The organism is Streptomyces sp. NPDC052012 (genome assembly GCF_040689265.1).
Lineage (GTDB): Bacteria > Actinomycetota > Actinomycetes > Streptomycetales > Streptomycetaceae > Streptomyces.
Window position 1 is genome coordinate 318,347 of sequence record NZ_JBFAXA010000001.1, and the last position, 17,132, is coordinate 335,478.

The 17,132-nt window shown below is 70.3% G+C and carries 17 protein-coding genes; 8 read left to right on the forward strand and 9 right to left on the reverse strand.

The window, feature by feature from the left end; translation table 11 throughout:
* Positions 1-12: 12 nt before the first annotated feature.
* Both AB0412_RS01410 and fasR read right to left on the reverse strand, forming a co-directional pair.
* Positions 13-936, reverse strand: a complete 924-nt coding sequence (locus tag AB0412_RS01410) for an ACP S-malonyltransferase (RefSeq protein WP_366400381.1) — start codon at positions 934-936, stop codon at positions 13-15.
* Positions 937-1,025: 89 nt separating this feature from the next.
* Entirely contained in the window at positions 1,026-2,231 is a 1,206-nt protein-coding gene (fasR, locus tag AB0412_RS01415) for a fatty acid biosynthesis transcriptional regulator FasR (RefSeq protein WP_366400382.1), read from the reverse strand.
* A 184-nt stretch (positions 2,232-2,415) separates the two neighbouring features.
* Between fasR and AB0412_RS01420 the strand changes: the two genes are divergently transcribed.
* The gene (locus AB0412_RS01420) at positions 2,416-3,084 is read left to right on the forward strand and encodes a pirin family protein (RefSeq protein WP_366400798.1); all 669 of its coding nucleotides are present in this window, start codon (positions 2,416-2,418) and stop codon (positions 3,082-3,084) included.
* On the opposite strand, the gene AB0412_RS01425 is transcribed toward AB0412_RS01420, so the two are convergent.
* Both AB0412_RS01425 and AB0412_RS01430 read right to left on the reverse strand, forming a co-directional pair.
* Positions 3,081-3,896 carry a serine hydrolase domain-containing protein gene (locus tag AB0412_RS01425; protein WP_366400383.1) on the reverse strand — a complete coding sequence of 272 codons (816 nt, stop codon included), beginning with the start codon at positions 3,894-3,896 and terminating at the stop codon, positions 3,081-3,083. The genes AB0412_RS01420 and AB0412_RS01425 overlap by 4 nt on opposite strands.
* An 18-nt stretch (positions 3,897-3,914) precedes the next feature.
* A complete protein-coding gene (locus AB0412_RS01430) occupies positions 3,915-4,385 on the reverse strand; it encodes a GNAT family N-acetyltransferase (protein ID WP_366400384.1) in 471 nt (156 codons plus the stop codon).
* 97 nt (positions 4,386-4,482) lie between these two features.
* Here AB0412_RS01430 and AB0412_RS01435 point away from each other — a divergent pair, with 97 nt between their 5' ends.
* Together AB0412_RS01435 and AB0412_RS01440 are read left to right on the forward strand one after the other, a co-directional pair.
* Positions 4,483-4,950 carry a MerR family transcriptional regulator gene (locus tag AB0412_RS01435; protein WP_366400385.1) on the forward strand — a complete coding sequence of 156 codons (468 nt, stop codon included), beginning with the start codon at positions 4,483-4,485 and terminating at the stop codon, positions 4,948-4,950.
* Positions 4,947-5,963 carry an aldo/keto reductase gene (locus AB0412_RS01440; RefSeq protein WP_366400386.1) on the forward strand — a complete coding sequence of 339 codons (1,017 nt, stop codon included), beginning with the start codon at positions 4,947-4,949 and terminating at the stop codon, positions 5,961-5,963. Before AB0412_RS01435 ends, AB0412_RS01440 begins: the two co-directional genes overlap by 4 nt.
* Positions 5,964-5,971: 8 nt before the next feature.
* Here AB0412_RS01440 and AB0412_RS01445 read toward each other — a convergent pair whose 3' ends face one another.
* The 3 genes from AB0412_RS01445 to AB0412_RS01455 form a co-directional block, all read right to left on the reverse strand.
* Entirely contained in the window at positions 5,972-6,817 is an 846-nt protein-coding gene (locus AB0412_RS01445; protein ID WP_366400387.1) for a DUF4429 domain-containing protein, read from the reverse strand.
* A 66-nt stretch (positions 6,818-6,883) separates the two neighbouring features.
* Positions 6,884-8,056 (reverse strand): alpha/beta hydrolase, encoded by a 1,173-nt coding sequence (locus AB0412_RS01450; RefSeq protein ID WP_366400799.1) that lies wholly within the window; start codon positions 8,054-8,056, stop codon positions 6,884-6,886.
* A gap of 288 nt (positions 8,057-8,344) precedes the next feature.
* Positions 8,345-9,007 carry a TetR family transcriptional regulator gene (locus AB0412_RS01455; protein WP_366400388.1) on the reverse strand — a complete coding sequence of 221 codons (663 nt, stop codon included), beginning with the start codon at positions 9,005-9,007 and terminating at the stop codon, positions 8,345-8,347.
* 110 nt (positions 9,008-9,117) lie between these two features.
* Here AB0412_RS01455 and AB0412_RS01460 point away from each other — a divergent pair, with 110 nt between their 5' ends.
* Complete coding sequence (locus AB0412_RS01460; protein ID WP_366400389.1) at positions 9,118-10,737, forward strand: MFS transporter; 1,620 nt, start codon at positions 9,118-9,120, stop codon at positions 10,735-10,737.
* Between the two features lie 263 nt (positions 10,738-11,000).
* Positions 11,001-11,309 (forward strand): small hydrophobic protein, encoded by a 309-nt coding sequence (locus AB0412_RS01465; protein ID WP_366400390.1) that lies wholly within the window; start codon positions 11,001-11,003, stop codon positions 11,307-11,309.
* Positions 11,310-11,377: 68 nt separating this feature from the next.
* On the opposite strand, the gene AB0412_RS01470 is transcribed toward AB0412_RS01465, so the two are convergent.
* Together AB0412_RS01470 and aceE are read right to left on the reverse strand one after the other, a co-directional pair.
* Positions 11,378-12,118 carry a potassium channel family protein gene (locus AB0412_RS01470; RefSeq protein ID WP_366400391.1) on the reverse strand — a complete coding sequence of 247 codons (741 nt, stop codon included), beginning with the start codon at positions 12,116-12,118 and terminating at the stop codon, positions 11,378-11,380.
* A 119-nt stretch (positions 12,119-12,237) separates the two neighbouring features.
* Positions 12,238-14,985: a pyruvate dehydrogenase (acetyl-transferring), homodimeric type gene (gene aceE / locus AB0412_RS01475; RefSeq protein ID WP_366400392.1), complete on the reverse strand. Its 2,748-nt coding sequence runs from the start codon at positions 14,983-14,985 to the stop codon at positions 12,238-12,240.
* Between the two features lie 411 nt (positions 14,986-15,396).
* Between aceE and AB0412_RS01480 the strand changes: the two genes are divergently transcribed.
* The 3 genes from AB0412_RS01480 (at position 15,397) to AB0412_RS01490 (ending at position 17,104) form a co-directional block, all read left to right on the forward strand.
* Positions 15,397-15,834 (forward strand): DUF3052 domain-containing protein, encoded by a 438-nt coding sequence (locus AB0412_RS01480; RefSeq protein ID WP_016826463.1) that lies wholly within the window; start codon positions 15,397-15,399, stop codon positions 15,832-15,834.
* 122 nt (positions 15,835-15,956) lie between these two features.
* Positions 15,957-16,415 (forward strand): peroxiredoxin, encoded by a 459-nt coding sequence (locus AB0412_RS01485; RefSeq protein ID WP_366400800.1) that lies wholly within the window; start codon positions 15,957-15,959, stop codon positions 16,413-16,415.
* A gap of 113 nt (positions 16,416-16,528) precedes the next feature.
* A complete protein-coding gene (locus AB0412_RS01490) occupies positions 16,529-17,104 on the forward strand; it encodes a calcium homeostasis/redox stress adaptation protein (protein ID WP_159532298.1) in 576 nt (191 codons plus the stop codon).
* Positions 17,105-17,132 lie beyond the last annotated feature (28 nt).

Genomic DNA, 17,132 nt, shown 5'->3' on the forward strand with positions numbered 1-17,132 from the left:
TCCTTAAGGCGATCAGGCGGCGTGCTCGGCGATGAGCTCGCGGGCCGCGTCGAGGTCGGCGGGGGTCTTCAGGGCCAGCGTCCTCACGCCGGGCAGCGCACGCTTGGCGAGGCCGGTCAGGGTGCCGCCCGGGCAGACCTCGATCAGGGCGGTGACCCCGAGCTCCTTGAACGTCTCCATGCACAGGTCCCAGCGGACCGGGTTCGCCACCTGGCCGACCAGACGCTGAAGGACCTCGGCGCCCGTCGCGACGGCCTGGCCGTCCTTGTTGGACACGTAGGTGACCTCAGGGTCGCCCGGGGTGAGGTCCGCGGCGGCCTTCGCCAGCGTGTCGACCGCGGGAGCCATGTGGTGCGTGTGGAAGGCGCCGGCGACCTTCAGCGCGACGACCTTGCGCACGCCCTCGGGCTTGTCCGCCTCCAGCGCGGCCAGCTGCTCCTTGGTGCCGGCCGCGACGATCTGGCCCGCGCCGTTGATGTTCGCCGGGGTCAGGCCCAGCCGCTCCAGGTGCGGCACGGTCACCTCGGGGTCGCCGCCGAGCAGCGCCGCCATACCGGTCTCGGTGATCGCGGCGGCGTCGGCCATGGCCAGACCCCGCTTGCGCACCAGGCTCAGCGCGGACTTGTCGTCGAGGACACCCGCGAAGGCGGCGGCGGTGATCTCACCGACGCTGTGACCGGCGACCGCGCCCGGCGCGATGTCGGCGATGTCACCGAGTGCCGAGGCGGACAGCAGTCCGGCGGCGACCAGCAGCGGCTGGGCGACGGCCGTGTCGCGGATCGCGTCCGCGTCGGCCTGCGTGCCGTAGTGGGCGAGGTCGAGGCCGATGACGTCGGACCAGGCGGCGACGCGGTCGGCGGCACCGGGGAGGTCGAGCCATTCAGTCAGGAAGCCGGGCGTCTGGGCGCCCTGGCCGGGAGCGACGAGTACGAGCACTCTCACACTCTCTCTTGGGGACGGCCGAAGCCGCCCGTGAGGACAAGGACGAAGAACACGAAGGGGTTTTGTGGAGCCCCGACAAAAGACTAGAGCTGAAGATCACCGTCGGCCAGACGCCCCAGGATCAGGGCGATGCGCAGTGTGAACGCAGAGCGTACGTCGGAGGGCGACCAGCCGGTGACGTCAGTCACACGTCGGAGCCGGTAGCGAACGGTGTTGGGGTGCACGAACAGCATCCGCGCGGCGCCCTCGAGACTGCTCGCCTGCTCCAGGTAGACGCTGAGCGTCTCCAGCAGCGCCGCCCCGGCCTCCTCCAGCGGTCTGTAGATCTCCTCCACCAACTGCTCGCGGGCGCTGGGGTCTCCGGCGATCGCGCGCTCCGGCAGCAGATCGTCCGCCAGCACCGGGCGCGGCGCGTCCTGCCAGGCGGAACACGCCTTCAGGCCCGCGGCGGCGGCCTGCGCGGAGCGGGTCGCGGCCAGCAGGTCCGGCACCACCGGGCCCGCCACCACCGGGCCGGGCGCGTACGGGCCGATCAGCGACTTGGCGACGGCCAGCGGGTTGTCGCTGCCGCCCGCGATCACCACGAGCCGGTCGCCGAGCACCCCGGTCAGCACCTGGAGCTTGGCGTGCCGGGCGGCCCGCCGGATCGCCTCCACGGTCAGCTCGGAGTCACCGTCGGGCGCCGTGCCCAGCACCACGCACACATGCTCGGGCGAGTTCCAGCCGAGCGCCGCGGCCCGCGACACGGCCCCCTCGTCGGCCTCGCCGCTCAGCACCGCGTTCACGACCAGCGACTCGAGCCGCGCGTCCCAGGCACCGCGTGCCTCGGCGGCCTGCGCGTACACCTGCGCGGTGGCGAACGCGATCTCCCGGGCGTACACGAGCAGCGCCTCGCGCAGCACGCTCTCGTCCCCGGGCGCCGCCACCTCGTCGATGGCGGACTCCATCACCTCGATCGTGGTCCGCACCATCTCCACGGTCTGCCGCAGCGTGATCGCCCTGGTCAGCTCGCGCGGCGCCGTGCCGAAGACGTCGGTGGAGATCGCCTGCGGGGCGTCCGGGCGCCGGAACCACTCGGTGAACGCGGCGATACCGGCCTGCGCGACCAGCCCGATCCAGGAACGGTTCTCCGGTGGCATGGCCCGGTACCAGGGCAGCGTCTCGTCCATCCGCGCGATCGCCTGCGCGGCGAGAGAGCCGGACGACTTCTCCAGCCGCTTCAGGGTCGCGGCATGCGGATGAGCGGACCGTGCGGCGGCATGGGTCTTGCTGGTCTCTGGTTCGGGCACGGGACAAGACTGCCTTATCGGGACGGGCAAACGGATAGCAGGGCTGTGCTTGACGGCTCGGTCGCCTCCCGGCGCGCCCCCTGCGGCTCCCTCGCGGCCGGCGCGTGGGTGACAGCGGGGGTGGGACGGCCCTTGCCCCTTGCTGGTCCGTGGCGGGCGCCGGCGGGGCTACCGTGGGTGCGTGATGGACGTACGGCGTGGTCGTGAGCGGTATCTGGGTGGGGATCCGGGGGCCGGGATCGAGTCCTGGCATGCCTTCTCGTTCGGGCCCCACTACGACCCCGACAATCTGCGGTTCGGGGCGGTGATCGCCTGCAACGAGGAGCGGCTGGCGCCCGGGGCCGGGTTCGACGAGCATCCGCACAGCCACACCGAGATCGTGACGTGGGTGGTGGAGGGCGAGCTGACCCACCGGGACTCCGCGGGGAACGAGAGCGTGGTGCGCGCCGGGGACGTGCAGCGGCTGAGCGCCGCGTCCGGGGTGCGGCACGTGGAGCGCAACGACGGGGCCGGGCCGCTGACGTTCCTGCAGATGTGGCTGGCGCCGCTGGAACCCGGCGGGGAGCCCTTCTACGAGGTCGTCCACGGCATCGCGGACTCCACGCCGTACGCCCTGCCGGAGGCGGGCGCCATGCTCCACGTACGCCGGCTCACGACGGGGGAGCGGACCGCCGTCCCGGACGCCGCGTACGTGTACGCCCACGTCGTACGCGGCGAGGTGACCCTCGACGGCGAGACCCTGACCGCCGGCGACGCGGCCCGCATCACGGACGCCAAGGACGTCGAGGCGGTCGCGGTGACCGCACCGGCCGAACTCCTCCTGTGGGAGATGCAGCCGGCCTCCGAGCCCTAGAGCTCCGCCAGCACCGCGTCCGTGAACGGGGGCCACGCCTCGATCGCCCAGGGCCCGAAGGCGCGGTCCGTCAGGGCCACGCACGCCGCGCCCGCGTCCGGGTCGATCCACAGGAACGTGCCCGACTGGCCGAAGTGACCGAAGGTGCGGGGAGAGGAGGAAGAACCCGTCCAGTGCGGGGACTTGGCGTTGCGGATCTCGAAACCGAGACCCCAGTCGTTGGGGTTCTGGTGGCCGTACCCCGGGAGCACGCCCTTCGTGCCCGGGTACTGCACGGTCATCGCCTCGGCGACCGTGCGGGGGTCCAGCAGGCGCGGCGCCTGCACCTCCGCCGCGAACCGCAGCAGATCCCCGGCCGTCGACACCCCGTCCTTCGCGGGCGAGCCCTCCAGTGACGTGGACGTCATGCCCAGCGGCTCCAGCACCGCCTGCCGCAGATACTCCCCGAACGGGATCTCCGTCGCCTTCGCGACATGGTCCCCCAGCTGCTCGAACCCGGCGTTGGAGTACAGCCGCCGCTCACCCGGCGCGGAGGTGACCCGGTGCTCGTCGAAGGCCAGCCCCGAGGTGTGCGCGAGCAGATGCCGCACCGTGGAGCCCTGCGGTCCCGCCGGCTCGTCCAGCTCGATCGCGCCCTCCTCGTACGCCACCAGCACCGCGTACGCCGCCAGCGGCTTGGTGACCGAGGCCAGCGGGAAGCGCCGGTCGACCGGCCCGTGGGTGCCCAGGACCGTCCCGTCCGCCCGCACGACACCCACCGCGGCGGCGGGAACCGGCCAGTTCTCGATCAACGCGAGGCTCTTCAACGACATGCCGTCGAGCCTAAGCGCTCACAGATACAGCTCCAGCAAGGGGTCGGGCTTCGGCCGGAAACCCAGCGACGCGTACAGCGGCTCCGCCTCCGCGGACGAGGTGAGACGCACCCGCCGCACCCCGCGCTCCCTGAACCACTCGAGAAGCGCCTCCATACAGGCCCGCGCATACCCCCGCCGCCGGGCGACCGGATCGGTCGCCACGCTGAAGACGAAACCCGCCGCGCCGTACGGATCGCGGGCGTTCCCGATCCGGTAGTCGACCGTTCCCGCGACCAGCGCGGCCAGCGCACCCGGCCGCTGCGGATGGTCGACCACGAACGCCGCGAAAACCCCGTCCGCCTCCGCCAGCTTCGCCCGCAGCAGCGGCAGCGACTCGCCGTGCCAGTCGGTGGACGAGCCGGAGCCGGCCATCGAGTCGATCATCACCTGACGCAGCCGCAGCACTTCCTCCGCGTCCCCGGGCACCGCACGCCGTACAAGACTCATGTCCCGCACGGTAGCCACGCCGTGCCCGCCGGGTCCTGCCGATTTCTTACCGCCGTCGCTTGCTTGGAGTGCACTCAAGGGATCTAGCGTTGAGGCCATGACGGTGATGGAGACCACGGGTACCAGGACCGACACCTGCGCAGGACCGCCGGAGCGCGGCAGCCGACGGCCGGACGGCGCGGACAAGTACACGATCAGCGAGGTCGCGGCCCTCACCGGGCTCACGGCGCACACCCTGCGCTGGTACGAGCGCATCGGGCTGATGCCGCACATCGACCGCTCTCACACGGGCCAGCGCCGCTACACCAACCGCGACCTCGACTGGCTCGCCCTGGTCGGCAAGCTCCGCCTGACCGGGATGCCGGTCGCCGACATGGTGCGCTACGCGGAACTGGTGCGCGAGGGCGACCACACGTACCCCGAGCGCTTCGAACTGCTCAAGGCGACCCGCGAGGACGTCCTCGCCCGGATCGCCGAACTCCAGGGCACCCTCGCGGTGCTCGACCGAAAGATCAGCTTCTACGCGGACGCCGGGCAGCCCCTGGCGTCGGAGAGGTCCCGATGACGGACGGCAGGATCAGCAAGGCACACCTCGGCACCGACGGCCCGGAGGTGGGCGTCCAGGGCCTCGGGTGCATGGGCATGAGCTTCGCCTACGGCCCCGTGGACGCGGACGCCTCCCGGGCCACCCTGGAGCGCGCCCTGGAACTCGGCGTCACGCTCTACGACACGGCCGACATGTACGGCGCGGGCGAGAACGAGCGCTTCCTCTCCCCGTTCTTCAAGGCCCACCGCGACGAACTCCTCATCGCCACCAAGTTCGCCCTGTCCCTCGACCCGGACGACCCGACCCGCCGCGTCATCCGCAACGACGAGCCCTACATCCGCCAGGCCGTCGAGGCGAGCCTGAAGCGCCTCGGCGTCGACGTGATCGACCTCTACTACATGCACCGGCGCGATGTGAACGTGCCGATCGAGGAGACCGTCGGCGTCATGGCCGACCTGGTCCGCGAGGGCAAGGTCAAGCAACTGGGCCTGAGCGAGGTCACCGCCGACGAACTGCGCGCCGCCCACGCCGTGCACCCCATCGCCGCGGTGCAGTCGGAGTGGTCGCTGTTCAGCCGCGACATCGAGGCGAGGGTCGTACCGGCCGCCCGCGACCTGGGCGTCACCCTGGTCCCGTACTCCCCGCTGGGCCGCGGCTTCCTGACCGGCTCCTTCACCGACGCCGCCCAGGACCTGACCCCCGACGACTTCCGCCGCCAACAGCCCCGCTACACCGGCGAGAACGCCACGGCCAACGCGGCCCTGCTCGCCCCGCTGCGTGAGATCGCCGAGTCCCATGGCGCGACCCCGGGCCAGATCGCCCTGGCATGGGTCCACCAGCAGTCACAGGTCCACGCCGTCCCGGTCATCCCGATCCCGGGCACCCGCAAGCCGGAAAGGGTGGAGGAGAACACGGCGGCGACACGCATCGACCTCACGAAGGACGAACTGGCCCTCCTGGACCCGATCGCGGCACAGGTGGCAGGCAACCGCTACGCGGACATGACGTTCACCTCTGCAGGCAGGGAGTAGAGCAGACGCTAAAGCTCCGCCAACAACTCCGCCTTCTTGGAAGCAAACTCCTCATCCGTCACCAGCCCCGCCTGATGCAGTTCCCCCAGGTGACGAATCCGTTCAGCAATATCCGCAGGGTCACGCCGCGGCGCGGCCGCAACCGCAGGCACCGGCTCACACGTCCGCACCGCCGCCAACACAGCCGCAGCGAACGGCAGTGACTCATGCACGGGCCCGTACCCCAACCCGAACACCACCGCCGCGGGATCCTGATCGGCCTGCGCCGGGGTCGCCCCCGCGTCCCGGCGCAGCAGCCGCAGATGCCCTTCGAACACCTCCGGCGACCGCCACTCCACCCCGCTCAACTCGCCGACGGCGAACCGCTGGTCCCCGGCCTTCCACTTCGCCGACGACGCCCCCGTCCAGAACCACCGGAAGGACACCGCCGAACCGTCGAAGGACGCCTTCGCGTCATACGCCTTGAACTGCAGCGGAGCCCCCGGCGCCGCCACCAGATGACGCTCGGCCGGCCCGGACTCGGTCAGCGCGGCGCGCAACTCCTCGGCGTAGTACTCCGCGAGCGTCTCGCGCTCACCCGGCAGCACCAGCCGGTACGGATCGCAGCTCTCCTTCAACTGCCCGGCCGCCGCCTCCATCAGCGGATCCGCGCCGGGCCGGGGCTCCATCCGCAGCACCACCGTGCCGCGCCTGCCCGGAGTGAGGGTCACCCCCTCCACGGCCTCCAGCGGAACACGACGCTCCCCGAGTGCCTGGAACAGCTTGGGTGTTCGAATCCCCCGTTCGTAACGGATGAGCACGGAGTCGGACTCGAACTCCCAGGCGGCATGAAATCCGGCCAGTACGTCACCCATGCGGCTCATCGTATGCGGCACGAGCTTCTTCGTCCCCTCCCCGCGCATACCGCAGTTTCTCCGTCTCTACGCGCGTCCGGACGCCGTCGCGCCGGACAAACCCGTCCGGCAGACCCCGTCGTCGTCGGCACAGGCCACCGCGCGGTACGCGCCAACACCGATCTCGGCGAAGTTCCGCAGGCTGTCCGTGTTCGGTTCGAAGTACCCGCTGTGCCCCTTCGCCTCGCGCGCCGACAGCACTCGCGCCCCGAAGCCCGTGGACACCGGGTCGGCGCCGTGGCCCAGCCCGCCGACCTCCAGGTACGGCACGTCCTGGACCCAGTCGTCGGCGTCGCGCATCGCCCACACCTGGGCGGAGGTGTGCAGCTGCGAGGCCCGCTCCACGCGCATGCCGGGGCTGCCCGCGACCGCGATGTCGGCGACCCGGCCCGGCAGTTCGCGGGCGGCGAGTCCGCACACCACGGAGCCGTAGCTGTGGCAGAACAGCGAGACCGGGGACGTGCCGGGCAGTCCGCGCAGCATCGCGTTCAGGCGCACCGCGCCGTCCTTCGCGCGCATCGCCGTGGCGGCGTCCATGCCGAGACCGCTGGGCGCGGTGTAGTCGGCCCACGCGATCACGGCCGTACGGGTGCCGGGGTCGGCCTCGCGTTCGGCCGCGTAGAGGGACTTGGCCATGCCGACGGGCGCCGAGTACTTGCGGTGGGTGCGCTGGAAGGTGAGCAGGTCGGTGTCGACACCGGGGACGACGACCGAGACGCGTTCGGCCTTGCGGAGACTGCCGAAGACCTCGGCGACGCGGCCGGAGCCGGACGGGTCGAAGGCGAGGATGTGGCGGCCGGGGCGCATCAGCGCCTCCAGACGGTCCAGCCGGCGGGCCGCCTGCCGCTGCCCGTCGGGGGTGAGGCGCTCGTCGTGGACGCGTGCGCGTTCGACCGTGCGTGCCTGCCCCAGCGCGATGCGGTTGGCGCGGTAGCGCAGCTCGACGGGGGCGCCGTTCATATTGCCCACGGCGAGCGGATAGCGGCGGGCGAGGGTGGTGCGCTGTCCTTCGGTGAGCGAGGCGAAGAACCGGGCGAGCCGGGCCGGTGCCGCATCGGCGTCCGGCAGCCGGTGCCCCGCTATCCGGCCGCGGTCCCAGGCCTGCAGGGATTTCTCCAGCTCGGTGGCCTCGCGATGGTGGCGCATCGCGGTCCAGCCGGTGGTCGCCAGCATCACGAAGACGACGGCGAGCGCGAGCAGCGCGCGCCAGACGTTGAGGGTCTGCCTCGGGTTCTCCCGCGGAGGAAGGAGCGGCGTTCGGTGCGTGCTCTCGGTGTGCCGGACGGCCTTCGGCGTGGCGGAGCCACGTCGGAGGACGGCCGGTGCAGCGAGAGTGCGTGCCGGGCGTCGCGACGCCGCGGGAGCACCCGAGGCAGGCCCTAGCGGGGTGGTGTCGAAGGAAGTCACTGGGAGGACACACTAGGAGAACGAGAGGGTCTCGCGTTAACCAAGTGACTGGGATCACGTTTCAGTGTGTCGATACGGGGATCAACCCGTACGCCAGTTCCCGGCGAGGGCCGGCCCCACGTGGTCCAGATACGTCGTCATCAGCTCGCGCATGGCCGCGAGGCTGAGGTCGTCACCGGTCGACCACAGCCGTTCGGTGACCCGGATCACCCCGCCGAAGGCGGCGACCAGGATGCGGGGCCGGGGGTCGGCGTCGATGTCGAGGCCCTCGCGGTCGGCGATGATGCGCGCCAGCTCCTCCTCCAGTTCCGTCGCCCGGCGCAGGTGGGCGGCGAAGAGCGGCGGCGTCGACTCGATCACCCGGTAGACCCGCAGGTGCAGTTCGAGGGGGACGAGCTGTTCGACGGTCGCGTTGATGTCGTCCCAGCTGTCCAGCACGGCCCGGCGCAGCGTCTCCAGGGGCGGCTCGCCCGGCGGGCGCCCGCGCACGGCCTCGACGACCTGCGACTCGGCGAGCCGCGGCACGAAGAACGCGACCTCCTCCTTGCTCGCGAAGTAGCGGAAGAAGGTGCGCTGGGAGACGTCGACGGCGGCGGCGATGTCGTCGACGGTCGTCCCCTCGTACCCGCGGGTGGCGAACAGTTCGAGGGCGGCGCGGACCAGGGCGTCCCGGGTGCGCTGCTTCTTGCGCTCCCGCAGACCCGGCCGCGGCAGCCCGCCCACGACGGTCCCGGCCGTCTCCATGGCTCCTCCTCGAACTGTTTCCCCAGTTCAGGCTATACGCGTATGTCGTGTCAGTTACCGACTAGTGAATTGGTTTGTCAACTGTCAGCGGCTGTCATTAGCCTCGAAGCATGACTAGTCAGACCACCATCGACAAGACGGGGCCGGGGGACAGCGCACCAGTCGCCCCGTCGGACGCGACGCCGGGCAAGGGGCTGCGCGGCCACCCCTGGTTCACGCTGATAACCGTCGCCGTGGGGGTCATGATGGTGGCCCTGGACGGCACCATCGTGGCCATCGCGAACCCGGCGATCGGCAAGGACCTGGGCGCCAGCCTGGCCCAGCTGCAGTGGATCACCAACGCGTACTTCCTGGCCCTCGCGGTCTCCCTGATCACCGCGGGCAAGCTCGGTGACCGCTTCGGCCACCGCCAGACCTTCCTCATCGGCGTCGTCGGCTTCGCCGCCGCCTCGGGCGCGATCGGCCTGTCCGACAGCATCGCGCTGGTCGTCACCTTCCGGGTCTTCCAGGGCCTGTTCGGCGCGCTGCTGATGCCCGCCGCGCTCGGTCTGCTGCGGGCCACGTTCCCGGCCGAGAAGCTCAACATGGCGATCGGTATCTGGGGCATGGTCATCGGTGCCTCCACCGCGGGCGGCCCGATCCTCGGCGGTGTCCTCGTCGAGCACGTCAACTGGCAGTCGGTGTTCTTCATCAACGTGCCGGTCGGCATCCTCGCCGTCGCCCTCGGTGCGTGGATCCTGCTCGACCACCGCGCGGAGAACGCGCCGCGCTCCTTCGACGTCCTCGGTATCGCCCTGCTGTCGGCGGCGATGTTCTGCCTGGTCTGGGCGCTGATCAAGGCCCCCGAGTGGGGCTGGGGCGACACCAAGACCTGGGCTTTCATCATCGCCTCGATCGCCGGCTTCGCGCTCTTCGCCGTCTGGGAGAAGAAGGTCGCGGAACCGCTGGTCCCGCTGGCGCTGTTCCGCTCCGTGCCGCTGTCCGCCGGTGTGGTCCTCATGGTCCTCATGGCCATCGCGTTCATGGGCGGCCTGTTCTTCGTCACCTTCTATCTGCAGAACGTGCACGGGATGGGCCCGATCGACGCCGGTCTGCACCTGCTGCCGCTCACCGGCATGATGATCGTCGGCTCGCCGCTCGCCGGCGCGATGATCACGAAGGTGGGCCCGCGCATCCCGCTGGCCGGCGGCATGGCGCTCACCGCGCTCGCCATGTACGGCATGTCCACCCTGGAGACGGACACCGGCAGTGGCGTGATGTCGCTCTGGTTCGCCGTGCTCGGTCTCGGTCTCGCCCCGGTCATGGTCGGCGCCACCGAGGTCATCGTGGGCAACGCGCCCATGGAGCTCTCCGGTGTCGCCGGTGGTCTCCAGCAGGCCGCGATGCAGATCGGCGGCAGCCTCGGTACGGCCGTCCTCGGCGCAGTGATGGCCTCCAAGGTCGACGGCGACCTCGAGGGCAACTGGAAGGAGGCCGGTCTCCCGCCGCTCACCCCCGAGCAGGCCGGCCAGGCCTCCGAAGCCGTCCAGGTCGGCGCGGCGCCGGTTCCCCCGGGCACCCCCGAGGCGATCGCCACGAAGATCACGGACGTCGCCCACGACACCTTCATCTCCGGCATGAGCCTGGCGTCCCTGGTCGCCGCCGGAGTCGCCGCCGTGGCGGTGCTGGTCGCGTTCCTCACCAAGCGGGGTGCGAACGCGGAGGCCGGCGCGGGCGTCGGCCACATCTGACGGACCCTCGGGACCGGGTTCGCCCATCAGGGTGAACCCACGCGGTGATCCCTCCCCCGCGGAGGGCACCGCAGGTCACAGTGGGTCAAGTCCTCCGCAGGGCTGGAGGACAGCGGCTGCGGCGCGCTGCTGGAGGGGGGCAGCGCGCAGGCAGCACCTCTCCTCCTGCCGTGCCCCCGGCGTGAATTCACCGCCGAAGCGGGGGTACCCGCCATGTCAAGAACCCCGAAACACCCCAACCGACTACGGGGATCAGGGAGTTGATGATGGCGAGCTTCGGACACGGCACGCGCAGGCACCCCCGCTCACGTGGCCGGACGTGGTCACGGACCGGGCCGGATCGCGCGACGCTCGGGATCATCGGACTCGTGTGCGCGGTCGCCGGATTCTTCGTCCTGGGGATCATTCTCGGCCCCGTGGCGATGATCTGCGGCTGGCTCGCGATGGGCCGCACGTGGGCGGGTTCGCGCCCGGTGCCGGCCCTGGTCGCCCTCGTCCTGGGCGCCATCGACACACTGCTGGCCATCGTCTGGCTGGCCGGGGCCACCGGTCCGGGCTACGGGATGTTCTGACCGGCAGTGAACACGGAGCGGGCCCCCGGCAGCGACAGCCGGGGGCCCGCCCGGCCCTCGCAGGCGCGCTACTCGACCCGCACCGCGGCCGACTTCAGCTCGGCCACCTCGGCCCTGAGCAGCCGCACCTCCTCGACCAGGGACGCGATCGCCTCCGTCTGCCGTCGCTCCTCGGCGTCGTCCTTCTCGAACCGCGCGATGAACCAGGCGGCGATGTTCGCGGTCACCACACCGAGCAGCGCGATGCCGGACAGCATCAGCCCGACCGCCAGCACGCGGCCCAGACCCGTCGTCGGGGCGTGGTCGCCGTACCCCACGGTCGTCATCGTGGTGAACGACCACCACACCGCGTCGCCCAGGTTCCTGATGTTGCCGTCCGGCGAGTCCCGCTCCACCGACAGTACGGCGAGCGAGCCGAACATCAGCAGCCCGACCACCGACCCGGCGACATACGTCGTGAGCCTGATCTGCGAGGCCAGCCGGGCACGCTGCCCGACCAGCAGCAGCGTGGACACCACCCGCAGCAGCCGCAACGGCTGGATCAGCGGCAGCAGCACCGCGAGCAGGTCGAGCCAGTGCGTGCGCACGAACGACAGCCGGTGCTCGGACAGCCCGAGCCGCACGAGATAGTCGAGCGCGAACGCACCCCACACCACCCACTCCACGGCGGTGCACAGCTCCACCACACCCTTGCTCGCGTCCGGCTGCACGATCGGCACGGCATAGGCAACGGCAAAGGCCAGGGCGAGGCCGAGGAGCGGCCGCTGGGTCCGGTGCTCCCAGCGAACCTGGGCGGTCGATTCCTTCATGCCTGGAATCGTAGGCCGCGTACCACGCGCCCCTCAGGGGCGCGGGGCTGTGCTCGATTTGCGGCTACCGCCGCGTGTGCGCGACCAGCCCCCACGCCCCCGCAGACGACACTCGATCCCTACGCGTCTCCCCCTGCCACCCCGGGATCCGCCGCGGCAACATCCAGCAACTGGTACCGGTCGATGGCTTGCTTCAGCACCGACCGATCGACCTTCCCCTCCTTCGCCAGCTCCGTCAGCACCGCCACCACGATCGACTGCGCGTCGATGTGGAAGAACCGCCGCGCCGCCCCCCGCGTGTCCGCGAAGCCGAAGCCGTCCGCGCCCAGCGACTGGTACGTCCCCGGCACCCAGCGCGCGATCTGGTCCGGCACCGACCGCATCCAGTCGGACACCGCGACCACCGGGCCCTGCGCCCCGCTCAGCTTGCGCGTCACGTACGGCACCCGCTGCTCCTCCTCCGGGTGCAGCAGGTTGTGCTCCTCGCAGGCCACCGCCTCGCGTCGCAGCTCGTTCCAGGAGGTCGCCGACCAGACGTCCGCCTTGACGTTCCACTCCTCGGCGAGGATCTTCTGCGCCTCGATGGCCCACGGAACGGCCACACCGGAGGCCAGGATCTGCGCCGGGGTGGCACCCGCGGTGCCCTCGCTGAAGCGGTACAGGCCCTTGAGGATGCCCTCGACGTCGACGTTCTCCGGCTCGGCCGGGTGCTGGATCGGCTCGTTGTAGACGGTGAGGTAGTAGAAGACGTCCTCGCCGTGCGGGTGCTCCTCGTCGCCCCCGTACATCCGGCGCAGACCGTCCTTCACGATGTGCGCGATCTCGTAGCCGAACGCCGGGTCGTACGCCACGCATCCGGGGTTCGTCGAGGCCAGCAGCTGCGAGTGGCCGTCCGCGTGCTGGAGACCCTCACCGGTCAGCGTCGTACGCCCCGCGGTCGCGCCCAGGACGAAACCGCGCGCCAGCTGGTCGGCCATCTGCCAGAACTGGTCGCCGGTGCGCTGGAAACCGAACATCGAGTAGAAGACGTACACCGGGATGAGCGGTTCGCCGTGGGTCGCGTACGCGGAACCGGCCGCGATCAGTGACGCCGTGCAGCCGGCCTCGGAGATGCCGTCGTGCAGCATCTGCCCGTTCGGCGCCTCCTTGTAGGCGAGCAGCAGATCCCGGTCCACCGCCTCGTACTGCTGGCCGAGCGGGTTGTAGATCTTCGCGCTCGGGAAGAAGGAGTCCATGCCGAAGGTGCGGTACTCGTCCGGCGCGATCAGCACGAAGCGCTTGCCGATCTCCTTGTCCCGCATGAGGTCCTTCAGGAGTCGGACGAAGGCCATGGTCGTGGCGATGGACTGCTGACCGGAGCCCTTCTTCACGGTCGCGTACGTCTTGTCGTCCGGCAGCGCGAGCGGCTTGGAGCGCACCACGCGCGTGGGCACGTAACCGCCGAGCGACTTGCGGCGGTCGTGCATGTACTGGATCTCCTCGCTGTCCCGCCCCGGGTGGTAGTAGGGCGGTACACCGGACTCGAGGTCCTTGTCGGAGATCGGCAGGTGCAGCCGGTCGCGGAAGCGCTTGAGGTCGTCGACCGTCAGCTTCTTCATCTGGTGCGTGGCGTTGCGGCCCTCGAAGTTCGGGCCGAGGGTCCAGCCCTTGATGGTCTTGGCGAGGATGACCGTCGGCTGGCCCTTGTGCTCCACGGCCGCCTTGTACGCCGCGTAGATCTTGCGGTGGTCGTGGCCGCCGCGGCCCAGGTGCAGGATCTGGTCGTCGGTCATGCCCTCGACCATCGCGCGCAGCCGGTGGTCGTCGCCGAAGAAGTGCTCGCGGATGTACGCGCCGGTCTCGGTGGCGTACGTCTGGAACTGGCCGTCGGGCGTGATGTTCATCTTGTTGACCAGGATCCCGTCCCGGTCCTGCGCGAGCAGCGGGTCCCAGGTGCGGTCCCAGATCAGCTTGATCACGTTCCAGCCGGCGCCCCGGAAGACCGATTCCAGCTCCTGGATGATCTTCCCGTTGCCGCGCACCGGGCCGTCGAGGCGCTGCAGGTTGCAGTTGACGACGAAGGTCAGGTTGTCCAGGCCCTCCCGGGCGGCGAGCGTCAGCTGGCCCAGCGACTCCGGCTCGTCCATCTCGCCGTCGCCGAGGAACGCCCACACGTGCGACTTGGAGGTGTCCGCGATGCCCCGCGCGTGCATGTAGCGGTTCATCCGCGCCTGGTAGATCGCGCCGATCGGGCCGAGGCCCATCGAGACGGTCGGGAACTCCCAGAAGTCCGGCATCAGCCGCGGGTGCGGATACGACGACAGGCCGTGGGGCGCCTTCGACTTCTCCTGGCGGAATCCGTCGAGGTGCTGCTCGCTGAGCCGGTCCAGCAGATACGCGCGGGCGTAGATGCCGGGGGAGGCGTGGCCCTGGAAGAAGACCTGGTCGCCGCCGTCGCCCTCGTCCTTGCCACGGAAGAAGTGGTTGAAGCCGACGTCGTACAGCGAGGCGGAGGAGGCGAAGGTGGCGATGTGGCCGCCGACGCCGATGCCCGGGCGCTGCGCCCTGGACACCATCACGGCGGCGTTCCAGCGCGTGGCGTTGAGGATCTTGCGCTCGATCTCCTCGTTGCCCGGGAAGAACGGCTCCGCGCGGGTGGGGATCGTGTTGACGTAGTCCGTGCTGCGCATCTCGGGCACGGCCACGCGCTTCTCACGGGCCCGCTCGATCAGCCGCAGCATCAGATAGCGGGCGCGCTCCCGGCCGCGCTCGTCGACGGCGGCGTCGAGGGAGTCGAGCCACTCCTGCGTCTCCTCGGGGTCGAAGTCAGGAACCTGACTCGGAAGGCCGCCAATGATGATCGGGTTGCGATCGGATGCGGAAGCCACGCTGTTCCTTACCTGTCAGAGGGCCGAAGGACGGCCGCTGCTTCGCTTTTGTCGCCGGACGGGGCCGGGTCTGCGCCGCTCCCATGGTCCACCTCGGGGCCGTAAACGTCATCTCTACTGCCAGGTAACCCGTGGTGAGAGCGGTGTGGGAACGTAGGGGGCGAACTCATTCGAGTCTCGTACCCACAGACGGTTCCCAAACGCCCAAACGGGGCACAAAGGTGTGGTGTATGTCACCGCGGGCCATGATGGTGTGCCTGGAGTTGCGGTGACCCGGCCCCAAACGTCACCGTTTCGGCGGTCTGGACGGCCGGGTACTTGCGCGATCCGTCCCGCCCGTGTGGACTACGGCCAATGCTTCGCGCACGCGCGTGGCTGAGTTATTCCCAAGACATGATCAGGAGGCAACCCGTGAGCGCGACCGCGGACCACGCGGAGGAGCGGACGAACCCTGCCGCCAGGCTGGGGTTCCAGCCCGGGCAGGTGGTCCAGGAGATCGGCTACGACGACGATGTCGACCAGGAGCTCCGCGAGGCCATTGAGGGCGTCATCGAGAGCGACCTTGTCGACGAGGACTACGACGACGTGGCCGACGCCGTTGTGCTGTGGTTCCGTGACGACGACGGCGACCTGACGGATGCGCTGGTGGATGCCACCACGTACATCGAAGAGGGCGGCGCGATCCTGCTCCTCACGCCGAAGACCGGCCGTGCGGGGTATGTGGAGCCGAGCGACATCTCGGAAGCCGCCACCACGGCGGGCCTGACGGCGTCCAAGAGCGTCAGCGTCGGCAAGGACTGGAGCGGCAGCCGGCTGGCCACGCCGAAGGCGGCCAAGTCGAAGCGGTGACCGTTCTCCCCACGTGACTGTTCGGACGGGCCGAGTTCACTCGGCCCGTCCGTCTGCGTTTCCTGATCGCTGCGTAAGGTGTTCATCGTCCGAACGGCCCACCGAAGGGGATGAACACGACGATGGCGATCCAGGTCGGCGAAAAGGCTCCCGACTTCGAGCTCAAGGACAACCACGGCGCGACCGTGAAGCTGTCCGACTTCCGCGGACAGAAGAACGTGGTCCTGCTCTTCTACCCCTTCGCCTTCACCGGCGTGTGCACCGGCGAGCTGTGCGAGCTGCGGGACAACCTGCCGCAGTTCTCCGACCGCGACACCCAGCTCCTCGCGGTCTCCAACGACTCCATCCACACCCTGCGCGTCTTCGCCGAGCAGGAGGGCCTGGAGTACCCCCTGCTGTCGGACTTCTGGCCGCACGGCAGCGTCTCGCGGGCGTACGGCGTCTTCGACGAGGACAAGGGGTGCGCCGTGCGCGGCACCTTCATCATCGACAAGGAGGGCGTCGTGCGCTGGACGGTCGTCAACGGCCTGCCGGACGCCCGCGATCTGAACGAGTACGTGAAGGCGCTCGACACCCTGTAATTCTTCGGCCTGCGGGCCTGCGGGGGCCGGGAACCCATCACTAGGATCGACTCGTTGATCCGACATCCAACGCACTACGGGGCTTCCCGCCCCTGGACACCAATGGAGGACTCGTGGGAGTCAGCCTCAGCAAGGGCGGCAACGTATCGCTGACCAAGGAGGCGCCGGGCCTGACGGCGGTCATCGTCGGACTGGGGTGGGACGTCCGCACCACGACCGGCACCGACTTCGACCTGGACGCCAGCGCGCTGCTGCTGAACAACTCGGGAAAGGTCGCCAGCGACCAGCACTTCATCTTCTTCAACAACCTCAAGAGCCCGGACGGCTCCGTGGAGCACACCGGTGACAACCTCACCGGTGAGGGCGAGGGTGACGACGAGCAGATCAAGGTCAACCTCGCGACGGTCCCGGCCGACGTCGAGAAGATCGTCTTCCCGGTCTCCATCTACGACGCCGAGAACCGCCAGCAGTCCTTCGGCCAGGTGCGCAACGCGTTCATCCGCGTGGTCAACCAGGCCGGCGGCGCGGAGATCGCGCGCTACGACCTGTCGGAGGACGCCTCCACCGAGACCGCCATGGTCTTCGGCGAGCTGTACCGGCACGGCGCGGAGTGGAAGTTCCGCGCCATCGGCCAGGGCTACGCCTCCGGCCTGCGCGGCATCGCGCAGGACTTCGGCGTGAACGTCTGAGGCCACAGCCTCGCAACGTCCGGCGCCG